Here is a 23,218-nt window from a genome sequence, read left to right as displayed (position 1 = left end):
TCAGAACTCGGAACTTCAAGCTCAGAACTCGAAACTTCAGCTTCAGAACTCGGAACTTCAAGCTCAGAACTCCGAACTTCAAGCTCAGAACTCCGAACTTCAAGCTCAGAACTCCGAACTTCAAACTCAGAACTCCGAACTTCAAGCTCAGAACTCGAAACTTGGAGAATTTCCTATAGTACACACAATTCGTAGAGGCACAACATTCTTCGTTGGTGTCAACTTAAGGTGAAAGCCTTGTTTGATAATCATTTGAGGTTTTTCGATGTACTGCCTAGATTTTCAATCCCCCCTAACCCCCCTTAAAAAAGGGGGAACTAGAATCTTTTGCCCCCAATTTGCGGGGGTTGGGGGATCTAAAACTATGGGAAATTGCGTGTTTTAGCTTAATTTGACACGCATAAATATTGTTGTGCCTCTACCTTGTACTCCATAAACTAAAATCCTAATTTATCCAGCACTGGCTTTGTGGAAACAATGTGACGTTCTAAACCCAGTTCTTTGGGACTAACCCCAAGTGCTAAAGCAATCAACTGGGGTAAATGCAACACTGGTAAACCTAGCTTCTGTTCAATCACCTTTTCTACCTCTGGCTGACGCGAATCTAAATTTAAGTGGCACAAAGGACAAGGCGTAACTATACAGTCAGCACCAGATGCCAAAGCGTCCTGAATATGCATCCCCGCCATCTTGAAAGATTCGGTAGTGGCATAACTAGAAAGCGGCCAACCACAACATTGTGTCCGTCCTCGGTAATAAATTGGTGTTGCACCCACCGCCCGAAACATATTTTCCATCGCTTCCGGTTGGAAAGGGTCATCATAAGGCATAGATTTTTGAGCGCGGAGGAGATAACAGCCATAAAAAGCCGCACATTTTAATCCAGTCAACTTCCGGGTGACACGTTTGGTAATTTCCTCTAAACCGTAATCTGTTACCAAGGCGTAGAGAAGATGTTTAACCTCAGTACTGCCGCGATAAGGCGAACAGCCTTCTTTATGCAGCAAGCCATTAACCTGTTCAATGTAGGCAGGGTTAGTTGTCTGACATTCTTTCAAGTGTTCGTTGACGTGACCAATAACACCTTGACAAGTGCTGCAATGGGTAAGTAAGGGCAGATTTAATTCTTCTGCTAGGGCAATATTTCTGGCGTTGACTGTATCTTCTAGCAGTTGGGAATCTTCTTTAAATGTGCCAGAACCACAGCAAGCAGCTTTTTTAAGTTCAACCAATTCAATGCCCAATGCTTGGGTAAGCGCTTGAGTTGACTGGTAAAGTTCCCGACAAGCGCCTTGAGCAACACAACCGGGGAAGTAAGCGTATTTCAGCGTGTGAGGTAGCATAGTAATATGTTTGGGTTAGAGCGATCGCTCTAAACAATAACTGTTTTATCATCCCTTGTTAGCACCGAAGTTCTAATGTTTGACGTTGGGCGATCCTTTAATCGTCTAGGTTCAAAGCCACAGCATCTACATATTCTGATTGCTAGCAAGGCTGTAAATACTGATCTAGACATTGTAAAAAATTTTAGCAATAATTGGAAACCTGAAGCATTTACACGGGATCGGCGATGGCGTAGCACGCTCCACTGCCCAAGTGTTAAGAGAAAACTTACCTGATTCATTTTAGGAATGGGAGTGGTTTTCTCACAGAAAAACCCTTAGCAGTATGCGGGCGATCGCGCTTGACGATAAGATGTATATGCTCAAAACAATGTCTCCTCTAAAGAGCAGATTCTCGCAACTGGTTAAGGACTTTTATTATTTATGAGCCAAGCCGAACTTTTTGAAAAGGTCAAGAAAATCGTCACCGAACAATTGAGTGTTGACGATCCTGCCAAAATCACACCCCAGTCCAAGTTTATGGACGATCTAGGAGCAGATTCCTTGGATACCGTTGAACTGGTGATGGCTTTGGAAGAAGAATTTGATATCGAAATTCCCGACGAAGCTGCCGAGCAGATTATATCGGTTCAAGACGCAGTAGATTACATCAATAACAAAGTTACCGCATCAGCTTAACTCTTGATTGGGGATTGGGAAGATTTTTCTCCAGCACTTAGTCACCCGAAGGGTAACGTTAGGAACGTCGCTAAGGCTGACACTAACGCCAGTCGCTCTAAGTCGGAAATCCGATGGCAGTCGCTCATAAAGGAAATCTTTAAGACGCTTCGGGTGACGCTCCTACCGCGCTGGCTCACCAGTACCTAGTCGCTAGTCTCGAATTTTTTGCCTGCTGCTTTTTCGCCATTTTTAACTGAATCATGACAGATTATACACGTAAACGCGTTGTTGTAACTGGTGTTGGCGCGATTACACCTATAGGTAATACAGCAACAGAATATTGGGATGGATTATTGAGTGGACGCAATGGCATAGACGACATCACCCTTTTTGATGCGTCTCGCCATGATTGCCGCTTTGCTGGGGAAGTGAAAAACTTCGATCCACATGATTACTTGGAGCGCAAAGAGGCCAAGCGGATGGATCGATTTGCCCAATTTGGGGTTGCGGCAGCAAAACAGGCTCTATCTAACGCGGAGTTAGTGATCAATGACCTGAATGCAGAACAGGTAGGTGTGATGATCGGTTCTGGCGTTGGTGGCATTAAGGTATTAGAAGACCAGCAAACTATCTACCTGAACCGTGGCCCCGATCGCTGTAGTCCATTCATGATCCCGATGATGATCGCCAATATGGCCGCAGGATTAACGGCAATTCATACGGGTGCTAAAGGCCCAAACTCCTGTCCTGTAACTGCCTGCGCTGCTGGCTCCAACGCCATCGGAGATGCTTTTCGCTTAATTCAAGGGGGATATGCCCAGGCGATGATTTGCGGGGGAACGGAATCGGCTGTCACACCATTGTCGGTAGCTGGGTTCGCCGCTTGTAAGGCACTCTCTTTTAGCAATGATCACCCAACTACAGCTTGCCGTCCCTTCGACCGCGATCGCAACGGATTTGTCTTGGGTGAAGGTTCAGGAATTTTAATTCTAGAAGAACTGCAACACGCCATCAGTCGCGGCGCTCACATTTATGCGGAAATGATCGGCTATGGTATGACCTGTGATGCCTACCATATCACCTCCCCCGTACCTGGTGGATTCGGAGCCGCTAGAGCGATCGAACTAGCGCTCAAAGATGCCAGTATAACTCCCGAACAGATTAGCTATATTAATGCCCACGGTACCAGTACCCCAGCTAATGATTCAACTGAAACTTCAGCCATCAAAAAAGCCTTGGGAGAATATGCTTATCAGGTGGCAATTAGCTCCACCAAATCGATGACAGGTCATCTATTGGGCGGTTCTGGAGGGATTGAAGCAGTGGCAACAGTACTGGCGATCGCTAATGACCAAATTCCCCCGACAATCAATCTGGAAAATCCTGATCCAGAGTGTGACTTAGATTACGTGCCTAACTTTAGCCGCGCTCAAAAAGTCGAGGTGGCAATATCCAATTCTTTTGGATTTGGCGGTCATAATGTCACACTGGCCTTTAAGAAATACGTCTAAAAAAAGTCAGGAGCCAGAGGGAGATGAGGGGGATGAGGGAGACAAGGGAGACAAGGGAGATAAGGGGAATGCCCAATGCCCAATGCCCAATGCCCAATGCCCAATGCCCAATGCCCAATGCCCAAAGTATCAGAAATATCATTCCCATATAACTTAAGCGTTCAACATGACCCAATTATCAGCTTGATTTATCACCAGAAACTCAGGAGATCCCGCTTGTCCATCCATAAGCGGGAATGGGATGATAAGGATATGTGGGGAATCTAAAATAACCCCAGCAAGAGAAGCTACGAAGAGTGCTAACCCGTCGTTAAAAACAAGAGATTATGACTGTTGCAACCCAATCCCCCAAAGAAGTTTCCCTCGAAGAACTTTGTATTAACTCGATCCGCTTCTTGGCTGTTGATGCCGTAGAAAAGGCCAATTCGGGACACCCAGGACTACCGATGGGCGCGGCTCCGATGGCTTTTGTACTTTGGGATCGCTTTTTGAAGTTTAACCCCAAGAATCCCAAATGGTTTAACCGCGATCGCTTTGTCTTGTCTGCCGGTCATGGCTCGATGTTGCAGTACGCCCTGCTTTTTCTGACAGGCTACGACAGCGTAAGCATTGAAGATATCAAGCAATTCCGTCAATGGGAGTCCAAAACTCCTGGACACCCGGAAAACTTCATGACCCCAGGCGTGGAAGTCACCACTGGGCCACTCGGTCAAGGAATTGCCAATGCAGTCGGTTTAGCGATCGCTGAAGCACACCTGGGCGCAAAATTTAACAAACCCGATACCAAAATTGTTGACCATTACACCTACGTAATTGTGGGTGACGGTTGCAACATGGAAGGAATTTCTGGTGAAGCTGCTTCTTTCGCAGGACACTTGGGATTAGGCAAACTCATTGCTCTGTACGACGACAATCATATTTCCATCGACGGTTCCACAGATGTGGCATTCACCGAAGATGTTTCCAAGCGCTTTGAAGCTTATGGTTGGCACGTCCAACACGTCAAAGATGGCAACACCGATTTAGAAGCGATCGCCAAAGCAATTGAAGCAGCCAAAGCTGTTACTGATAAGCCTTCTTTCATTAAGGTAACAACCACCATTGGTTACGGTTCACCCAACAAAGCAAATACTGCTGGTGTTCATGGTGCTGCCCTTGGTGGAGACGAAATAGCATTAACTCGGAAAAATTTGGGTTGGGAATACGAGCCTTTCGTAGTACCCGAAGAGGCTCTCAACCACACACGCAAAGCAGTTGAGCGCGGCGCAGGTTACGAAACCGAATGGAACAAGACCTTTGCGGACTACAAAGCTAAGTATGCCCAAGAAGCGGCTGAATTTGAACGCTACATAAGCGGCAAACTAGCCGATGGCTGGGATAAGGTACTACCCACCTACACCCCAGAAGATAAAGGAATACCCACCCGCAAACACTCAGAAAATTGCCTCAACAAACTGGCGGGGGTTTTACCTGAATTGATTGGTGGTTCAGCTGACTTAACTCACTCCAACCTGACCGAAATCAAGGGACAGGGCGACTTCCAAAAAGGGCATTACGAAAACCCCAACATCCACTTTGGGGTACGGGAACATGGTATGGGCGCAATCTGTAATGGAATCGCGCTGCACAGTTCGGGATTAATTCCCTACGGTGCTACTTTTTTGATCTTCACAGATTATATGCGTGCTGCCATCCGCTTATCCGCCCTTTCCCAAGCTGGCGTAATTTGGGTGATGACTCACGATTCCATTGGACAAGGTGAAGATGGACCGACGCACCAACCCATTGAAACTCTCGCTTCCTTGCGAGCGATTCCTAATTTAACGGTGTTTCGTCCCGCAGACGGTAACGAAACCTCTGGCGCTTATAAAATAGCGATCGAGAAGGCGAAGCAAAACGCCCCCTCTCTGTTGGCGTTCACCCGTCAAAACGTCCCCAATTTGGCAGGTACATCGATTCAGGGTGTGGCCAAGGGTGGATACACCGTGGTGGATAGCGAAGGTACACCTGAGATCATTTTGATTGGCACTGGTTCAGAATTGAGCCTCGCCGTCAGCGCAGCCGAAAAACTCACGGCTGAAGGTAATAAAGTCCGTGTTGTCTCTATGCCCTCAACTGATTTGTTTGATGCACAGGATGCAGCTTATAAAGAATCTGTTCTGCCGAAAGCTGTCACCAAGCGTTTATCTGTAGAAGCTGCTAGCAGTTTCGGTTGGCACAAGTACGTGGGTACTGAAGGCGATTGCGTTAGTATCGATCGCTTTGGTGCTTCGGCTCCAGGCGGTGTTTGTTTAGAGAAGTTTGGCTTTAGCGTTGATAATGTATTAGCTAAGGCTAAAAAATTGTTGGGTTAATAGCAACAGAATATTCTCGAAATTTTGTGGGTTGGGCAAGATGCCCAACCTTTTTTACTCAGCACTGAGTGCGGTAAACTTGATAGAGTAGAAGCTACATGGCACATTATCGCAATCGAAGTATAGGTTAGGACGTTAAACCAATAGCTGTATCAACTCTCTCCCGAAAATTTTCCATCTGGTTGTTTTAGGCTTTCCTTAATTATCCTGCGATGCCTACGGCGGTAAACTACGTAAATAGATCATGCTGTAGGGGCACAGCATTGCTGTGCCCTTACGAAAGATATGGTTTTTAACCTTGATTCATATTTGGTATTTCTTGTCAATGCGTAGTCCTAATTTGGCGCAGCCTCAGAAAGAATTGGTATTATGCAAAACTACACGCACTCTGGGGCAATACCCTGCGGGAAGCTAAAGCTACATGAATTTTCCCTATCTAAAAATCATTCTTTTCGGCTATTGTTTGCGTAAGTCCTGTCTTTAATTCTGAATTCTAATGTAATTTTAATAGACACCATGAATTTAGCTGACCACACCAGCGCGAAAAATTTGTTCTGCGGTTAAATTTAATTCTGGGAAAGTTGGCGATTGGATACGGTCATTACCTCGAAATTTATTAATTAGATACTCACCTTCTTCTAAACAGCAAATTAAGATAGTCGGTTGTTTTGGCTTGCCAATGAATTCCCTACCGCCCAATGCGGCATAGTCCACAATCCAGTATTCAGGAATTCCCATTTGTACCCTTCGGGAAGGGCTTCGCCCAACATAGTCAGCATATTTTTTGTGGTAATCATCACGCCAATTAGTACTCACTACCTCTACAACTAAAGAAATAGATGCAGCTAGGCTTACAGTAGATGCTTTTTTCCATAGAGGTTCGTTGACTAAATTAGGTTGATTTAGTATCAGGACATCTGGTGAATAAGCTGATTCGTTTTCAAGTGGTTTGACGAAAACTGTTTTTGGGATGAAATAAGGAAGATTTAAGCGACTATATTCTAAAGTGATTTTTGTAGCTAAAAATCCAACGACCTCTTCATGATCACCTACTGGTTGTGCCATCTCAACAATTACTCCATCATGTAGTTCATAACGCCGTTGTGGGTTGTCTGGGTATTGAGCAACAAATTCATCGAATGTAACTAGTTTGCGTAAGGCTTGAATCATGGCTTTATTCCTGAAAGCAAAACTGATATGAGTGTGAAGGAGGTAGGCGGGAGAAAAAAGACTTATTCTAAGCGTATTGCAATTCTGAGACTTGTTCATCTTTTGAACTCAGTTAATGAGTCTTTGAACTGGATGAATCCACCTTTGATCCTGGTTATAAGTCTAATAAGACGATCGCCTTGATTAATTCTTCTGGATCTACAGGCTTGGAAATATGCAGTTGAAATCCGGCAGCGATCGCTTGCTGATGATCGATCTCGCCAGCATAGGCAGTTAAAGCGATCGCCGGAATTGTCCCGCCTTGTTCTGGTTGCAAACTCCTCACCTGGCGCATCAGCATATAACCATCCATTTCTGGCATCCCAATATCGCTAATGATCAGATTTGGCTGGGATTGACTCAGGGCAGTTAAAGCTGCAATGGCTGAGGCTGCAACGGTAACAGTTGCACCATATTGCTCTAGCATGAAGGGCAAAAACTCTCGCATATCTGCATCATCATCGACTACGAGAATCTCTAAGTTAGACAAGGGCAAGAACTGAGTCGCCACAAGTGAGGAGTTATCTTTTTCATCCTTGATTCCTTTGCTTTCATCCTCTAAACATGGAAGTTTGACAGTGAAAGTTGCTCCTTTACCTTCGCCCAAGCTTTCTGCTTGAACAGTTCCCCCGTGAAGTTCTACAAGATGCTGCACGATCGCTAATCCTAAACCTAAACCGCCAAATTTTCGAGTTGTGGCACCATCTGCTTGACGGAAATAATCAAAGACATAAGGTAAGAACTCAGGTACAATTCCCTTCCCTGTGTCAGTGACGCAGATTTGTACCTGTGAATCAACTTGCTCTAATTTAATTTTTACCTCTCCCCCGGTGGGAGTAAACTTAATTGCATTAGAAAGGATATTCCAAATGACTTGTTGCAATCGATTAGCATCGCCTAAAACTTGCCCGACACCAGATTTAAGAATTGTCTGAATCTGGATAGACTTGGCCTGTGCTGATAAACGCACTGTCTCGATCGCAGCTTCAATCACTGATACCAAATTAATCTGCTCGAAGTTAAGGTTAAGTTTACCCTGAAGGATGCGGGAGACATCAAGCAAATCTTCAATCAATTGGATTTGTAACTTGGCGTTACGTTCAATGGTTTCTAGGGCGCGATCGCTTGTTGCTTTGTCAAGTTTGCGGCTTCGCATCAGTTTGGCCCAACCCAGAATCGGGTTAAGCGGTGTTCTCAGTTCATGGGACAGCACGGCTAGAAATTCATCTTTGATCCGGTTTGCTGATTCCGCCGCGTTTCGTGCCGTTCGTTCCGCTTCATAGAGATGGGCGCGAGCGATCGCTTGGGCGCACTGTTGAGCAACAGCCAAGATAAACGCTTGATCTTCTCCACTAAGTTCTTGAAAGTGGGCAAATCCCAAACTTATACCGCCAACTGCCCAACCTTCTACCATCAATGGAATAGTAATCCAGGCTTCAAAGTCATATTGGGCGTACATTTGGGTTAAATGCGGGTAACGAGCCACCCGATTTTGTATTGGTTCTGCCCAAATAGGTTTCCCAGTCCGCACAGCTTCTGCTAAGGGAGAGGGTGAATCAATGGGAAAATTACGCCAAGTGTCTATCAAATCCTGCTTATAGCCAACCGCACGCACAATTTCCAGTTCAGTTTTACTTTCATTCAACAAAGCGACGAGGGCAGAACTGGCTCCCAAGGCAGCCATGCTTTGCTCTACAATAACTTCAGATACTTGGGCTGGTGTTAGGGATTCTGAAAGAGCAGCCGTGATCGATTGCAGACGGGCAATGCGCTCTAGAGCTATTTCTGCCGTTTTTTGTGCCTGCTGCGCTTCTTGATAAAGACGGGCATTATCGATGGCGATCGCCGCTCGATGGGCAATATCTTCTGCTAGTGACAAGTCAGCCGTGCTGTAACGACGTTCTGATTCAGCAGTCACAAAGGAAATTACCCCAAAAATTCTTTCCCGTGCCTTCAAGGGTAGGATCATACATGATTTTAAACCAAGTTCACGCAGAATCCGCAAATGTTCGGGATCTGCGATCGCTGCTGCTAGGGCTGCATCTGAAATCTCAGCTACCATTTCAGCAAGTCCTGTACGCAGCACTTTCGGAACACCTTCAGGTGCATCCAAATCTCTAGGATAACGCGCATAGAGTTCCCAACCGAATTTCACTTTCTCTGGATCTCGGTGAGCAACTGCTACCCGATTAATTGATTGGTTGTCTTGCAGGAGATCAACGCCGCACCAATCGGCGAAGTAAGGCACAACTAGGTTTGCCACACTTGCAAGCGTGCTTTCGTAATCTAGGGAAGAGGCGAGTGTTGCACTGATTTTAACCAAAAACTCTGCTCGTTGCTGATCGGCTTCTGCTTCCTGTCGGGCGGTTTGCTCTTGAATCAGTTGGATACGTTCGGCTTCAGATTGTTTGCGAGCGGTGATATCTAGCACAACACCACTCATGTGTGTGGCTTTCCCTGCTTCGTTGAAAAAGGCTTTTCCCCGGCAGGATAAGTAACGGATAGTGCCGTCATCTCGAATAATTTGATATTCTAAATTATGCTCCACACCTTCGTTAATTGCTCGACTCAACGATTTAGCCAAAAATCCTCGATCATCAGGATGCAGACGATTTAAAAGCGCTTCGGAAGTGCCGACAAATGTTTGAGGTGTTAATCCAAATAGTTGATAAGTCTGCTCATCCCAGTAAAACTGATCATTGGGAATATCCCAACTCCAAACACCGATTTGAGCAGATTTCAACGCCAAGTTGAGTTGTGCTTGGCTGTTTTCTAGACCTTGATAAAGACGAGCATTTTCTAGAGAAATGGCAATTTGAACTGTCAAGATTTCCAGTACCGAAAGTTTTTCCTGTGTAAAGGCGCTGGAGATCAGATTGTTTTCTAAATATAAAATTCCAAGTAATTTCGACTGACGAGTGATCGGCAAACAAAGTACAGATTTAGGTTGTTTTTGAATTAAATACTCGTCTTTTGAAAACAGATTTTGCTCAGTGGCATTCTCCAAAATCACTGTTTCTTGAGTTCGCTGCACATAATTCAGCATTGATTGAGGAATAACTTCTGAAATTTCACCCTTTAATCTAGGTCGATAAACATTCAGCTTTTCTGCTTGGGGATTAACCTTAGCTTCTACCTCGATCACCAGATTTTGCTCGTGTTCAAGCAATAAATAACCGATTTCTGCTCCTGCTTGCTCAATAACTATCTGCATTAATGTTTTCAATAACCTTGAAAAAACAATTTCACTAGATATAGTTTGAGAAGCTTTAACTACTGACAAAAAGTCTAAATCCTCACCTGTAGTAATAAAGGTTCCGTTAGAGATATGCTGTTGTTGTGGCAATAGCTGAGGATAGCATTCTTCGAGGTGGTTGACTTTAGCAAATGCCTCCCAGCGCATATAGGCATTTTTCGCTGCTTGCAAGTAGGTTTTAGCAATTAATTCAAACTCCTGCTTTAGGTAAAATTTAGCGCCTAGTTCATTAGCTAAAGCTTCATATTGCACAAATCCCTGCTCACGGGCTGAAGCAATGGATTGCTCATACAGACGCATTGCTTCCAAATCCCTACCTTGAATCCGAGCTATTTCAGCAGCTACTAATTGAGACTTATGTAAGAAGTTTGCAGCGCAGTGGTTAGCCCAGTATTGCAATTGCTGCTGATGGGATTCTAGGGTTTGCAAAAACTGTTCTTGCTCTTGATCAGATACTGTTGGATAAAGAGCCGTTAAAGTCAGGGAGTAATATAAAATATAATCTGTTTCAATTGGTAATGCCAGTGTTGTAACTGGAAGTTTGGATAATTCTAAGACAGAATTCAATGCCTCTGCATACTGTCGATATGTAAAAAAGATAATTAATTTAATAATGTGATAAAAAATAATTCCACTGACAAAACCTGCATCTGTAATCACAGATAGTGCGCGTGATTCATCAAAATTATCATCATTTAGAGTCAGGTTTTGGTGAGTGAGTCCGCGCAGATTCATCAGTAGCATTTGCTGTAATCTGATTGTCTCATAGACAGCCTCATGTTTAGACTGGCGGGCAAAGGTGGTGTATTTTTCTAGAGATTTGTATGTATCAGCAAGTGGAGAGCCTAACTGGATAATTTGCCAGGAGCCTTGATAGCCGTTGTAGTTTGCCATCGTCACATCGCCTGCTTCCACACAGCCGATAAATCCCCGCTCTAAAAAAGGAATATCAGTAGCAATATGGTTACACCAAACGTTGATATGACTTCCATGAATGTGTAGAACAACTCCTCTAAGTTTCAAGTCATGCAACTTTTCATTTAATTGAATCGTCATCTCAGAAAATGCGTAGCCTGTAGGAATATCACCGAAGATGGAAACCAATAACATCGCGTACATACTGTAAGCAAAACAGGAATCTTCTGTATTCCCAAACTTCAATGAGTAGTTAACTGCTTTGAGCACAACTAAGGGAAAGATATCAGGTTTACCGAGATAACTAGGTGGTCCCAAAGTCGTCAACAGACTAATTAGTGTCTTAATATTTGGATCTGGGATTACTGGAGCATTAATTAAATCAGAGACTTGTCTATCACCTAAATTTATTAATACTTGGCTTTTTTCAATAGCGATCGCACTTTGTACTTGCTCATTAGAATCAGGGAATGTTACCCCGAAAAGTTTTAAAGCTGCTAATCCCAATGTCAGCGCCTCTTCATACCTACCTGCAACTTGATAGAGTCTGATTTGCAGTATATAAATATTAGATTTGTCCACATGAGATTCGGCTTTTAACAATAGTAGCTCAAATAATTCTTCCGCTTGCTCTAAATTTCCTGTTAAGAATTCACACTCAGCCCGTTCTCTAAATAAAGTAAATGTTTGTGCATATTGTTCAATCCAGGCATTTTCAGCCAAAAGATTCATGGCAAGGGTAAAAAAAATTTTAGCAGGAATGTAAGCAGTAGAAGCTTTGGACTTCTTCCCAGCGATTAAATTTAATCGTACCAATTCATCTTTTTCGATTTGTTCAATAATCAGATCCACCGCGAGATTAAGCTGATTGACTAAATTAAAAATTTGCTCATTCACTTGTTCATAACTAGCATTATTGAGCAAAAGTCGCCCAATCTTCAGGTGAACAGCCGACTTTGATTCATCGGCAATTAAGGCATAAGCAGCTTGTTGAACTCGATCATGGTAAAAACGAAAACGATAGTTTTTCTGGGTAGTTTCATCTGACTCAATAGAGATAATTAATCCTCTTAAAATTGCTTCAAAAAGTGCATTGGCCGTTTCTTCAATAGATTGTTCCCCAACGATCGCTAAAACTTCTAAATCAAAGCGATTACCGATACACGAGGCTAATTGAAGCACCTGTTGAGTTGCCAGGGGCAATTTTTGCATTCGCCCAATCATCAAACTGACAAAATTATCTGTAATACCTTGGGCTTCAATCTCAGCTAGATTCCATTGCCAAACCCTATGTTGGCGATTAAAATTCAGTAAATTTTCTTGATGCAGCGTTTTTAGAAATTCATTGATAAAAAAAGGATTACCGTCAGTTTTTTGGATAATTAATTGAGCAAGGGGTTGTACTTGTTCTGTTGAACTATGTAAGGTATCAGCAATTAACTGATTTACATAGACAAGATTCAACGGTGTCAGGATAATTTCACTTGTTATTGCTCCATACTGGCGAACCTTCTCTATCATCAAATTCAAGGGATGTACAATATCTATTTCGTTATCTCGATACGCCAAAATGAAGCAGAGATACTTGATACTAGAGCCAGTAATTACAGTTGGAATTAAATTCAAAGTAGCGCTGTCTGCCCACTGCATATCATCTAAAAAAACAGTGAGTGGATGCTCTTTTTGAGCAAAGACGTTGATAAATTTCTGAAATACTAAATTAAATCGGTTTTGAGATTCAGCAGGCCCCAACTCTGGGATAGAAGGCTGTTCTCCAACGATTAGTTCAACTTCTGGAATGACATCGGTGATGAGTCTGCCATTGTTCCCTAATGCTGCTTGTATTCGCTTTTTCCAGGTACGAAGTTGATTTTCGGGCTGCGTTAAAATTTGTCGAGCGAGTGTTTGAAAAGCTTGAACAATAGTTGAATAAGGAATATCTCTTTTGTACTGATCAAACTTACCAGAAATAAAAACCCCACGTTCTCTGACAATGGGCTTGTGAATTTCCTTCACAATAGAAGATTTCCCAACTCCAGCATAGCCAGAGACGAACACAATCTCTGGTTTTCCTTGGCTCAAAACTCGCTCAAATGCTTGTAGAAGCTTGGCAATATCTTGTTCTCGCCCATACAATTTTTGAGGAATTTGAAAGCGATCGCAGATATCTTGTTCACCCAAAATAAAGGATTGAATTTCTCCGGTTGTCTGCAATTGCTTTAAACACTGTTCTAGATCAAACTGCAAACCTAAAGCGCTCTGATACCTATGTTCAGCAACCTTCGACAGCAATTTCATAATTATCTCACAGAGCATCTGAGGAATATCAGAGTTCAGCTTTGTAAGGGATAGCGGAGATTTAGCAATATGACAATGCACCCACTCTAAAGGGTCTTTGCCTTGAAATGGTAGCTGACCTGTGAGCATCTCATAAAAGGTGACTCCCAGAGAATACAAATCGCTGCGATGGTCAATTCCTCGATTCATCCGCCCGGTTTGCTCAGGTGACAAATAAGGTAAACTGCCTTCAATGCGACTAGAACTGCTAACTATTTGCTGTTGGTATGGAATGAAAGCAGCAATTCCAAAATGGGCAATTTTAACCTGATTAGTTTCGAGGTTAACTAAGATATTTTGCGGTTTAATATCCTTGTGGACAATATGATGAGTATGTATTTGTGCGAGTTTACTGGTGATTTCAATGGCAATCTTTAGAAACGGAACAGGCTGTTGAAATTGGTCGACCAAATGGTCGAGCGATCGCCCGCCAAAATCCTCCATAATTAAATAAGGGATTCCCTGATGCATCTCTAAGGCGTAAGCTTTAACTGCTGCTGCGGTGTTCAACCTTTGAGCGATCGCATACTCATGTTTGAGTTGTTCAATATTATTCGGTGTACACTGTTCTGGACGTAGCCCTTTGATAATTACCGGACACTGATCTTTAAGCTTAATTCCACGGTATATGACTGCTTTTACCCCTGCTTTTAACAAAGTGACAATTTCAAATCCGGGTAATGCAATCATCATGCCAAATACTCCAGGCGTGCTTCTTCAGCGATAATGTGAGGTTAATTGTATTTTAGATACATTTCTTTGCCCAGGTTAAATTTAGATGATATCAGGTTCAGATAATGAATTCTACTGACTCTATAGCAAAAAATAAGCTACAATTCAAGTATAGTAAGCATTTGCCGCTCAGAAACTTTCCATGCTTGATAACCTGCAAACCCAAATTTACCAACTAGAACAATTTGCCAACAGCCTTGTTTCTAACCAACTGACACACCTGAGCGTGGCGAGTATTGGTATCATTTTTGCAGCTGGCTTGCTCACCAGTCTCACACCCTGTATGCTTTCTATGTTGCCAATTACCATTGGTTACATCGGTGGCTATGAAGCGAAAAGCCGTCTGCAAGCAGCTGCCCAATCAACTTGGTTTGCTTTCGGATTAGCAACTACATTGGCAGGACTTGGTATTATAGCAGCTTTTGTGGGAAAAGTCTATGGTCAAATAGGAATTGGTTTGCCGATTATCGTCAGTATGATCGCCATTCTCATGGGGCTGAACTTATTAGAAGCACTACCTCTGCAATTTCCCTCCTTGGGTGAAACCAATTGGATTTCGCCAGATTTACCAGCCGGATTGCGTTCTTATTTGCTGGGGCTGACTTTCGGCTTAGTTGCATCCCCTTGTAGTACGCCTGTTTTAGCCAGCTTACTAGGTTGGATTGCGAATACACAAGACTTAATTTTAGGCGCTGTTTTGCTACTTTCTTACACAGCCGGTTATGTAGCACCCTTGATTTTGGCGGGTACTTTTACAGCTTCAATTAAAAAGTTACTCGAATTGCGGCGCTGGTCTGGTTGGATTAACCCAGTTAGCGGGGCGCTGTTGGTAGGATTCGGTGTATTTTCCTTAATTTCTCGGATTCCCCTTGGCAGTTTTTAATATCAACACCTTTTTTAGATTTTACACCTAATGACTTTAGAAGATTCAGCATCAAAAGAATTAAAATGGTGGGCGATACCTAGGCAGTTTTTACGGCAAGAGCTTTTGCCTGTATTGACTAACTTACGACTAGCGATCGCACTACTGCTATTGATTGCAATCTTTAGCTCCACCGGGACTGTAATTGAACAAGGTCAGTCACCTGCATTTTACCAAGCTAACTACCCAGAACATCCAGCTTTATTTGGTTTCTTAACTTGGAAGGTAATTCAGGTAGTTGGGTTAGACCACGTATATCGTACTTGGTGGTTTCTGGCATTACTTATCTTATTTGGTACTAGCTTAACTGCTTGTTCATTTACGCGTCAGTTACCAGCCTTAAAAGCTGCCCAGCGCTGGAAATATTATGAAGAACCACGGCAATTTCAAAAGTTAGCTTTGAGTGCAGAACTAGAGACTGGTTCCCTGAATTCTCTCACTGAAATATTACAGAAACGCCGCTATAAAATTTTTCCAGATCAAGAAAAAGAAAATCTCCTCTACGCCCGCAAGGGAATAGTCGGACGCATCGGGCCAATTATCGTTCATATTGGCATCGTCGCTATTTTGCTAGGGGGAATTTGGGGGGCAATGACTGGATTTCTTGCTCAAGAAATGGTTGCCAGTGGCAATACATTTAAAGTGACAAATATTGTAGATGCTGGACCCTTAGCAGCAGCCCAAGTCCCGAAAGATTGGTCTGTGCGAGTCAATCGTTTTTGGATTGACTACACTGCATCTGGAGGTATTAACCAATTTTATTCAGATTTGTCTGTCTTAAATAATCAGGGAAAAGAAGTTGATCACAAAAACATTTTTGTCAACGAGCCTTTGCGATATCATGGCGTAACTTTCTATCAAACTGATTGGGGAATTGCAGCTGTTCGCGTCCAATTTAACAACAGCCCAATTTTTCAGTTACCGATGGCAAAATTGAACACCAACGGTAACGGGCGCATTTGGGGAACCTGGGTTCCCACAAAACCGGATTTGAGTGAAGGTGTTTCCCTGTTAGCCAAAGACTTGCAAGGGATGGTATTAATTTATGATGCCACTGGCAAACTCGTTGATACCGTCCGCGCTGGGATGTTCACCGAAGTTAATGGCGTGAAGCTGAAAATTATCGAAGTCATTGGCAGCACTGGCTTACAAATTAAAGCCGATCCAGGTATACCAATAGTTTACTCAGGGTTTGGTTTGCTAATGCTGGGTGTAGTGATGAGTTACTTTTCCCACTCACAAATATGGGCATTGCAAAAAGGCGATCGCTTATATGTGGGTGGCAAAACAAATCGCGCCCAAGTTGCTTTTGAACAAGAGGTTTTAGAGATTTTAGATGGCCTAAGTTCACAGCCAAAAGGTGAAGAGAAAGAAACAGCAATTAAAGTTTAAACCCATAGGAACGCAAAGGTTAACGCAAAGTAATCTCTCTGCGTTCCTCTGCGGTTCCCTTCTCTGCGAGACGCTTTGCGAATGCGCCCCTTTGCGTTTAAAAGTTATTTATTACAATCACGCCCACACGCCTACAAATTGGTAAATCACAAGAGGTATTTATTAAACATTGAAACAAAAGATTTCTATATCTGCTCAACTTCAATCCCAGCGACGCATTTACCTTCTATCCCTAATCCCTATCTTGTTGACTATCCTTTCTTGCACAGCCAATCAGAAAAACATCAAGCCTGTTTCCCTCATTGGTGTCGGCGCAAGTTTTCCCGCGCCTTTGTACGAGCGCTGGCTTTCAGATTACAACCAGAAAAATCCCAATGTGGAAATTAACTATCAAGCAATAGGGAGCAGTGCAGGAGTGCAACAGCTTATCGAAGGTACTGTAGACTTTGCAGCTAGTGATGTGGGAATTACAAATGAACAAGCAGCCAAGATAAAACGCGGAGTAATCTCTTTACCCATAACTGCCGGTTCTATTGTGCTGGCTTATAACCTCACACCAGTTGCACACCAGTCGCCTCAAGTCAAAGTGCCAACTGCTCTTAGGCTACCACGCCAAGTTTACGTAGATATCTTCCTCGGAAAAATTACAAATTGGAATCATCCTAGAATAGCCGCAGCTAATGCAGGCGTAAGTTTGCCGGATTTACCGATTCAGGTTGTACACCGAACTGATGGTAGTGGGACTACGAGCGTGTTGACGCAACATTTAAGTGCTATAAGTCCAGAATGGAAAAGCAAAATTGGGGCTGGTAAATCTGTAGCATGGCAAGTAGGAATTGGGGGAAAGGGTAACGAAGGTGTTACCGCCCTGATTCAACAGATACCAGGAGCTATTGGCTATGTAGAGTATATTTACGCCAAACAAAATAAACTTCCTGTGGCTGCTTTAGAAAATAAATCTGGTAATTATATCACGCCGACACCAGAATCTGTAGCTCAAACCTTAGAGAGAGTGAAATTACCCGCCGATAACTTGATTGCTTTTATCACCGATCCTACCGATGCCCAGTCTTATCCCATTGTTACTTACAGCTGGCTTTTAACTTATCAGCAATATCCAAACCGAGTCAAAGGGCAAGCGCTGAAAAACTTTGTTAATTGGGCTTTGATTGACGGGCAAAAATCCAGTTTGGAACTCGGATATATTCCTTTGTCTAAAAAAGTTGTAATTCAAGTGCAGACAGCTGTTAAGCAGATTGCAGAATAAATATACCAGTTCTCCTTTGGATGCAACATAGACTAAATGGTTGAACTCAAAAGAAAAAAGGGAGTCTGATTTAATACAGCTCCCTAATTAGCAGAAGCTAAGAGAAGAATCACTTACTCTTACCTGCTAATAGACTTCTCCAGAAATTAAATATGCGTTACCCAGAACCCTTGTAGAGACGTAGCACTGCTACGTCTCTACATTCTTTTTCACTGCTATGTCTAATGTAGGACTTACGCACTGTACAAATGCATCGTGATGTACATTAACGATCTTGAGGTTGTTTTAGGCTTTTCTTAATTATCCTGCGATGCCTACGGCGGTAAACTACGTAAATAGATCATGCTGTAGGGGCACAGCAATGCTGTGCCCTTAGGAAAGATATGGTTTTTAACCTTGATCCATATTTGGTATTTCTTGTATAGCGGCTGCCATAATGGTTAGGACAAGTCTGCTATGGATAGCTGTGACAGCCGCTCTCTTCGGGGTTGCGAATGTCCTAAGCTGTCTGTCCACTGCTATAAATGCGTAAGTCCTATAATGGATAGCTGGAAACTGGGATAATTTTTGTGATTCTATCTTTAATTCGTTGATCAAGCCTCTACTGCTTGATAAATTTTATACTCTTCATTCCAGCTTCCTTGAAATTTGTGTTATATGTAATACCAAGTATTAAATATTAATTGCAGATATCCTTTTAAAATAATCGTCAAATGATTTATTAGCAATCTTGATGAAATATCTCATCAAGTTAAATTCTCATATCAATCAGTATCTTATTTGCAATTAAAATTACTTTATACTTAAATATAATTTTTAGTGATGGCTTGTTTTTGATCTCACCTCACTGTTAGAGCGTTGCTCCCGATTGCGTCTAGTTATAAACTTTGTAAAGAATAAGAAATTTTTTACCAAGCCAACAATCTTACAGTTTTATTATGAAATAGTAAACAGCTAATAACTTCATTTCTAGTTGACTGAAGTTTAGTGCTGTTATTTGGTGGAGAGTGCAATGTCCGGTGATTTGGATTTTGCTCCTGAGAGTGCTTTGGCTAGGAATTGTGCGTTTTTCCAATATTTCTAAGCTTCTAACTTAATGGAAGTAACTGCCAGACCCTGACCAAATAGTACTTTTTTGATTGATATTCCCATTACTATCTGGAGGCTATTGCTATGTTCGATGAACAAGCTTACTTGCTAGCATACCCTGATGTAGCGGCGGCTGTTAGGGCTGGCTCTTTTACCTCAGGACTACAACACTATGAACAGGTTGGACAGTTTGAGAAGAATCGCTTCGGCTTTTTTTTAGGAACCAACGGGAATGACACCATAACTGGCATTGGTGAAGGGAACAAACTCCTCGTTGGACTTGGTTTGGACGTTTTATCAAATGGATCAACAGTTGCTGGAGTCGGTCAGATTGATACCTTAATTGGCACTCAAGGGACAGATGTATTCCTCCTTGGCCATTCTAGCTTGTCTTCATTAACCTCCACACCTCAACAATTTTACGTTGGTGGTGGTAATACAGATTATGCTTTAATCCAGAACTTTGAGCGAGGCAGTGACATGATTGTGCTAGAAGGAGCACCACAGAACTACACTTCTCAAGTAGTAAACGGAAATTTAAACATCTCTACATCATCGGGAGACTTAGTTGGTATTGTGCAGGGGGTTAATTTTTTGCTGCCTGTTTCGGGTGATTCGATTGACATTACAAGATTCAATATTCCATTTAATGCTGTTGGACCGTTTACTGTTTTTTTATAATGCAATCTATCAGGAGAATGCTTCACAGAAACATTAGGATTATTAGGATTTTGGGACATAAAATCAAGCTGCAAAGTGCATCTTATGCACCAATTTGTCACAAGCAGATTGCCCTAAACTTCGTTCAGGGAGCAGGAGGGTTGAAAAACTATCCTGCAAGTATATACTGGCGATCGCTCATCAATCAAACAGACTTTTCCAAATACTGTGAAAAGTCAATTACTGTATCAAGGAAAACTCAGGACTGGTGGTGCTGGTGTAGTAAGTTTGTCGGCTTAGGAAGTTGCTTGGTTTTAGCAAGTGTATTCATTGCTTCCTTACAAGAGCGTGTTTTTGCTCAAATTACCCCGGATGCCACCTTGCCGATTAACTCTAGCGTCACAAAGGATGGGAATAACTTCAATATTACTGGAGGAACAAAAGCAGGAAGTAATTTGTTCCACAGCTTCTCTGAGTTTTCTGTACCTCTTGGTGGCACTGCTTATTTTAATAATACTGTAGATATTCAAAATATCATTAGTCGAGTTACGGGTGGGTCAGCTTCTAATATTGATGGGTTCATTCGTGCTAATGCTCTCGCTAATTTGTTTTTGATAAATCCAAAAGGGATTATTTTTGGCCCGCGTGCGAGGCTGAATATTCAAGGTTCTTTTGTTGCGAGTACAGCAAATGCGATCGCTTTTGGTGATAAAGTGATTTTCAGCGCCACGAATCCGACTACTTCTCCACTGTTGACAATCAATCCTTCCGCTTTTCTATTCAATCAAATTTCTACTGCGCCAATTCAAAATAACTCAACTAACCTAAAAGTCGGAGATCATCTTAGTTTGCTGCTAGTTGGTGGCGATGTAAACATGAATGGTGGCTCTCTGAAGGCTTCTGGTGGACAAGTAGAGTTAGGAGGTTTAGCAGGAGAAGGAATAGTTGGGCTAAATGTAAATGATCATAATCTGAGCTTAAATTTTCCGCCAGACCGATTGCGAGCTTCAGTATCGCTTACCAATGGCGCTGAAGTGGATGTTGCATCTAATGGTGGTGGCAGTATTGCCGTCAATGCCCAGAATATAGATATTTTGGAGGGAAGTAGCTTACGTGCTGGCATCAAGCCATTAGCTACAGCTGCTAACGCGAAAGCTGGAGATATCACCCTCAGCGCCAAAGGAACAGTAACAGTCAAAGATAGCTCTATCTACAATGCCGTTTTTGGTTTAGGAGATGGTGGTTCCCTACGCGTGGATACAGGAAAATTGATTATTCAAGATGGAATAGTAGCGACTGCTACTACTTCTAGTGGTAGTGCTGGGGATCTGGTTGTGAACGCCTCTGACTCAATAGAATTAACTGGCAGTTCCTCATCAAACGGTACAATTGACCTTTTTCCGATTAATTTATACGGTTTTTCTCCCAAGTTTACTGTTCCTATTGGCTTATTTTCCGCTTCCATTGATACAACGCCTCTTCTTACCCCGGATCTTCTTTTTTTAAGGGATTTATTTTTACCAACTGCAAGTGGAAATGCCGGAAACCTGACCATTGAAACTGGGCGGTTAATTGTCTCTAATGGGGCAGTAATATCGGCAGGGAGTACTACCCCAGGGCGAGCCGGAAATTTATTCGTGAACGCAAAAGACTCTATAGAACTTAGTGGCACCTCAGCTAATGATGCTCCCCAAGGACTAGGACTGTTCACCATAGGCGATAGAGTTCCCAGTGGATTGCGTAATGAAACTACAGGTTTTGGACAAGGAGGCGACTTGACTATTGATACTCAAAGATTAATTGTCCGTGATGGGGCCTGGGTAACAACAGGTACTGCTGGAGAGCAGCCAGGAGGAAAATTAACTGTAAATGCTTCGGAGTTAGTAGAAATAAAAGGCATCGCCAGTGTCAATAATGTTCCTAGCGTCTTAGCTAGTGGAACACAGGGATCTGGAAAATCGGGCGACATGGCTATTACTACTAAAAAGTTAATAGTCAGTGATGGGGGAATCATATCATCGGGTACTTCTAGCTTAGGAAAAGGCGGAGATTTGACTATCAACGCCTCCGAATCCGTAGAACTCATCGGCACTTCAAAGCAAGGGTTGTCCGCCGATGTCTTAAGGCAACTAATTGGAATTAGTGGAGGCTTAGTCTCTAACATTGTAAAGGAGCGTCCGTTTCCTAGTGGTATAATTACAGGGACTACAGGTCAAGGAAATGCTGGAAACTTGGTAATTAAGACTGGACAGTTGTTTATCCAAGATGGGGCACAAGCATCAGTTTCAACAACCAGTATAGAGAAAGGGAATGCGGGTTCCTTGACTGTTTATGCCACTTCTATAAAACTGAGTGGAACTTCACTTGAAGGCTCCAACCTCAACGATATTGTGGGTCGGAGCCTGTTAACGACTTCTACCAGCAAAGACTCAACAGGAAAAGGCGGCGATATTAATTTGTACACCAACTCCTTAGAAATCATCGATGGTGCTGCACTGACAGCTAGTACTTCAGGGCAAGGAGATGCAGGTAAAATAACTGTCAATGCTACTGATAAAGTAATAATTAGTGGTAGTGACTTTAGTTATGATAACCGAGTTAATAACTTTACTGATCAGGTAGAAAATATCGGCGCTAGTACTGGCTTATTTGTCAGTTCTACTGGTTCAGGAACCACAGGCGACATCGAAATCAACTCACCTAAAATTACTTTAGATAACCAAGGTAAACTCAACGCCGAATCTGCATCCGGTAACGGTGGTGACATCAAAATAAATAGCCACTTACTTTTACTCCGTCATGGCGCTCAAATTTCCACCAACGCAGGTACAGAAAAATTAGGTGGCAATGGCGGTAACATCATTATTAATAACCTCCCAAATTACCGAGGCTTTATCGTCGCCGTCCCCAACGAAAATAGCGATATCACTGCCAACGCCTTTGAGGGTAGCGGCGGGAAAGTTATTATCAACTCTGCTGGCATCTTTGGGCTACAGCCGCGCAGTCGGCAAGAGCTTGAGCAGCTGTTGCAAACAACCGACCCGAACAAGCTAGATCCTAGTCAGTTGCCAACAAGTGATATCACTGCCATCTCCCAAACCAACCCTTCCTTAAATGGTGAGATAAATCTCAACACACCTGATGCTGACCCCAGTCGCGGCTTAATTCAACTACCCTCTAACGTCGTGGATGCATCCCAACAAATCGCCCAAGGTTGCGCACCCAGAAGAGGAGAAAACGCCAGTCGTTTTATCGCTACAGGACGGGGTGGATTACCCCAAAATCCTAATGAACCCTTGCGGGAACGAGCAGTGATTACAGGTTGGGTAGATTTGCCCCCACAAGCAATACCCAGAGTTACAAATAAATTATCTACAACTGTTACCAAATCTACTAATCAGATTGTGGAGGCTCAAGGATGGATTGTCGATGCTAACGGTGATATTATCCTTGTGGCTCAATCTGGGCAAAGTTCTTCTATTCCCTCTGCTATGTCTTGTAGTCAATGATTCATTATCCCAAGAGTAGGGGGAAGAATTCCGATAAAACCCAAGAGTCATAATAGTAACAA

13 protein-coding genes are annotated in these 23,218 nt (G+C 42.9%); 10 read left to right on the top strand and 3 right to left on the bottom strand.

Translation table 11 applies throughout. From position 1 onward, the window contains the following. Positions 1-232 (top strand): hypothetical protein (locus HWQ38_RS35960; protein ID WP_292803914.1); only part of this gene is annotated, 232 nt, incomplete at its 5' end. Between the two features lie 205 nt (positions 233-437). On the opposite strand, the gene HWQ38_RS35955 is transcribed toward HWQ38_RS35960, so the two are convergent. Further along, entirely contained in the window at positions 438-1,343 is a 906-nt protein-coding gene (locus HWQ38_RS35955) for a CoB--CoM heterodisulfide reductase iron-sulfur subunit B family protein (protein WP_292803911.1), read from the bottom strand. Positions 1,344-1,766: 423 nt separating this feature from the next. Between HWQ38_RS35955 and acpP the strand changes: the two genes are divergently transcribed. The 4 genes from acpP to tkt all read left to right on the top strand — a co-directional run bounded on the left by acpP (position 1,767) and on the right by tkt (position 5,868). Then, positions 1,767-2,021, top strand: a complete 255-nt coding sequence (gene acpP, locus HWQ38_RS35950) for an acyl carrier protein (protein WP_292803908.1) — start codon at positions 1,767-1,769, stop codon at positions 2,019-2,021. Positions 2,022-2,263: 242 nt separating this feature from the next. Then, positions 2,264-3,514 carry a beta-ketoacyl-ACP synthase II gene (fabF, locus tag HWQ38_RS35945; RefSeq protein WP_292803905.1) on the top strand — a complete coding sequence of 417 codons (1,251 nt, stop codon included), beginning with the start codon at positions 2,264-2,266 and terminating at the stop codon, positions 3,512-3,514. Then, complete coding sequence (locus HWQ38_RS35940) at positions 3,483-3,671, top strand: hypothetical protein (RefSeq protein ID WP_292803902.1); 189 nt, start codon at positions 3,483-3,485, stop codon at positions 3,669-3,671. Before fabF ends, HWQ38_RS35940 begins: the two co-directional genes overlap by 32 nt. A 169-nt stretch (positions 3,672-3,840) precedes the next feature. Continuing rightward, positions 3,841-5,868: a transketolase gene (gene tkt / locus HWQ38_RS35935; RefSeq protein WP_292803899.1), complete on the top strand. Its 2,028-nt coding sequence runs from the start codon at positions 3,841-3,843 to the stop codon at positions 5,866-5,868. Positions 5,869-6,390: 522 nt separating this feature from the next. Here tkt and HWQ38_RS35930 read toward each other — a convergent pair. Together HWQ38_RS35930 and HWQ38_RS35925 are read right to left on the bottom strand one after the other, a co-directional pair. Next, positions 6,391-7,038, bottom strand: a complete 648-nt coding sequence (locus HWQ38_RS35930; protein WP_292803896.1) for a Uma2 family endonuclease — start codon at positions 7,036-7,038, stop codon at positions 6,391-6,393. 154 nt (positions 7,039-7,192) lie between these two features. Continuing rightward, a complete protein-coding gene (locus HWQ38_RS35925; RefSeq protein ID WP_292803893.1) occupies positions 7,193-14,278 on the bottom strand; it encodes an AAA family ATPase in 7,086 nt (2,361 codons plus the stop codon). Between the two features lie 181 nt (positions 14,279-14,459). Here HWQ38_RS35925 and HWQ38_RS35920 point away from each other — a divergent pair, with 181 nt between their 5' ends. The 5 genes from HWQ38_RS35920 (at position 14,460) to HWQ38_RS35900 (ending at position 23,156) form a co-directional block, all read left to right on the top strand. Then, positions 14,460-15,200 carry a cytochrome c biogenesis protein CcdA gene (locus HWQ38_RS35920; RefSeq protein WP_292803890.1) on the top strand — a complete coding sequence of 247 codons (741 nt, stop codon included), beginning with the start codon at positions 14,460-14,462 and terminating at the stop codon, positions 15,198-15,200. Between the two features lie 30 nt (positions 15,201-15,230). Further along, entirely contained in the window at positions 15,231-16,631 is a 1,401-nt protein-coding gene (locus HWQ38_RS35915) for a cytochrome c biogenesis protein (protein WP_292803887.1), read from the top strand. A gap of 169 nt (positions 16,632-16,800) precedes the next feature. After that, positions 16,801-17,898 (top strand): phosphate ABC transporter substrate-binding protein PstS, encoded by a 1,098-nt coding sequence (gene pstS, locus HWQ38_RS35910; RefSeq protein ID WP_292803884.1) that lies wholly within the window; start codon positions 16,801-16,803, stop codon positions 17,896-17,898. A gap of 1,173 nt (positions 17,899-19,071) precedes the next feature. Continuing rightward, positions 19,072-19,668 (top strand): hypothetical protein, encoded by a 597-nt coding sequence (locus tag HWQ38_RS35905; RefSeq protein ID WP_292803881.1) that lies wholly within the window; start codon positions 19,072-19,074, stop codon positions 19,666-19,668. A gap of 17 nt (positions 19,669-19,685) precedes the next feature. Beyond that, positions 19,686-23,156 carry an S-layer family protein gene (locus HWQ38_RS35900; RefSeq protein WP_292803878.1) on the top strand — a complete coding sequence of 1,157 codons (3,471 nt, stop codon included), beginning with the start codon at positions 19,686-19,688 and terminating at the stop codon, positions 23,154-23,156. Positions 23,157-23,218 lie beyond the last annotated feature (62 nt).

The sequence above is a fragment of the Nostoc sp. NMS7 genome, from assembly GCF_017115085.1.
GTDB lineage: Bacteria > Cyanobacteriota > Cyanobacteriia > Cyanobacteriales > Nostocaceae > Nostoc.
Note: the sequence above shows the minus strand (reverse complement) of the source record. Positions and strands in the feature narration are given on the sequence as shown.

Bases quoted from the DNA above. Each gene is read 5' to 3' on its own strand.
- fabF (WP_292803905.1), top strand. From the start codon at position 2,264: ATGACAGATTATACACGTAAACGCGTTGTTGTAACTGGTGTTGGCGCG.
- HWQ38_RS35930 (WP_292803896.1), bottom strand. From the start codon at position 7,038: ATGATTCAAGCCTTACGCAAACTAGTTACATTCGATGAATTTGTTGCT.
- HWQ38_RS35915 (WP_292803887.1), top strand. From the start codon at position 15,231: ATGACTTTAGAAGATTCAGCATCAAAAGAATTAAAATGGTGGGCGATA.
- HWQ38_RS35920 (WP_292803890.1), top strand. From the start codon at position 14,460: ATGCTTGATAACCTGCAAACCCAAATTTACCAACTAGAACAATTTGCC.
- HWQ38_RS35955 (WP_292803911.1), bottom strand. From the start codon at position 1,343: ATGCTACCTCACACGCTGAAATACGCTTACTTCCCCGGTTGTGTTGCT.
- HWQ38_RS35905 (WP_292803881.1), top strand. From the start codon at position 19,072: ATGTTCGATGAACAAGCTTACTTGCTAGCATACCCTGATGTAGCGGCG.
- HWQ38_RS35925 (WP_292803893.1), bottom strand. From the start codon at position 14,278: ATGATGATTGCATTACCCGGATTTGAAATTGTCACTTTGTTAAAAGCA.
- HWQ38_RS35900 (WP_292803878.1), top strand. From the start codon at position 19,686: ATGCTTCACAGAAACATTAGGATTATTAGGATTTTGGGACATAAAATC.
- tkt (WP_292803899.1), top strand. From the start codon at position 3,841: ATGACTGTTGCAACCCAATCCCCCAAAGAAGTTTCCCTCGAAGAACTT.
- HWQ38_RS35940 (WP_292803902.1), top strand. From the start codon at position 3,483: ATGTCACACTGGCCTTTAAGAAATACGTCTAAAAAAAGTCAGGAGCCA.
- acpP (WP_292803908.1), top strand. From the start codon at position 1,767: ATGAGCCAAGCCGAACTTTTTGAAAAGGTCAAGAAAATCGTCACCGAA.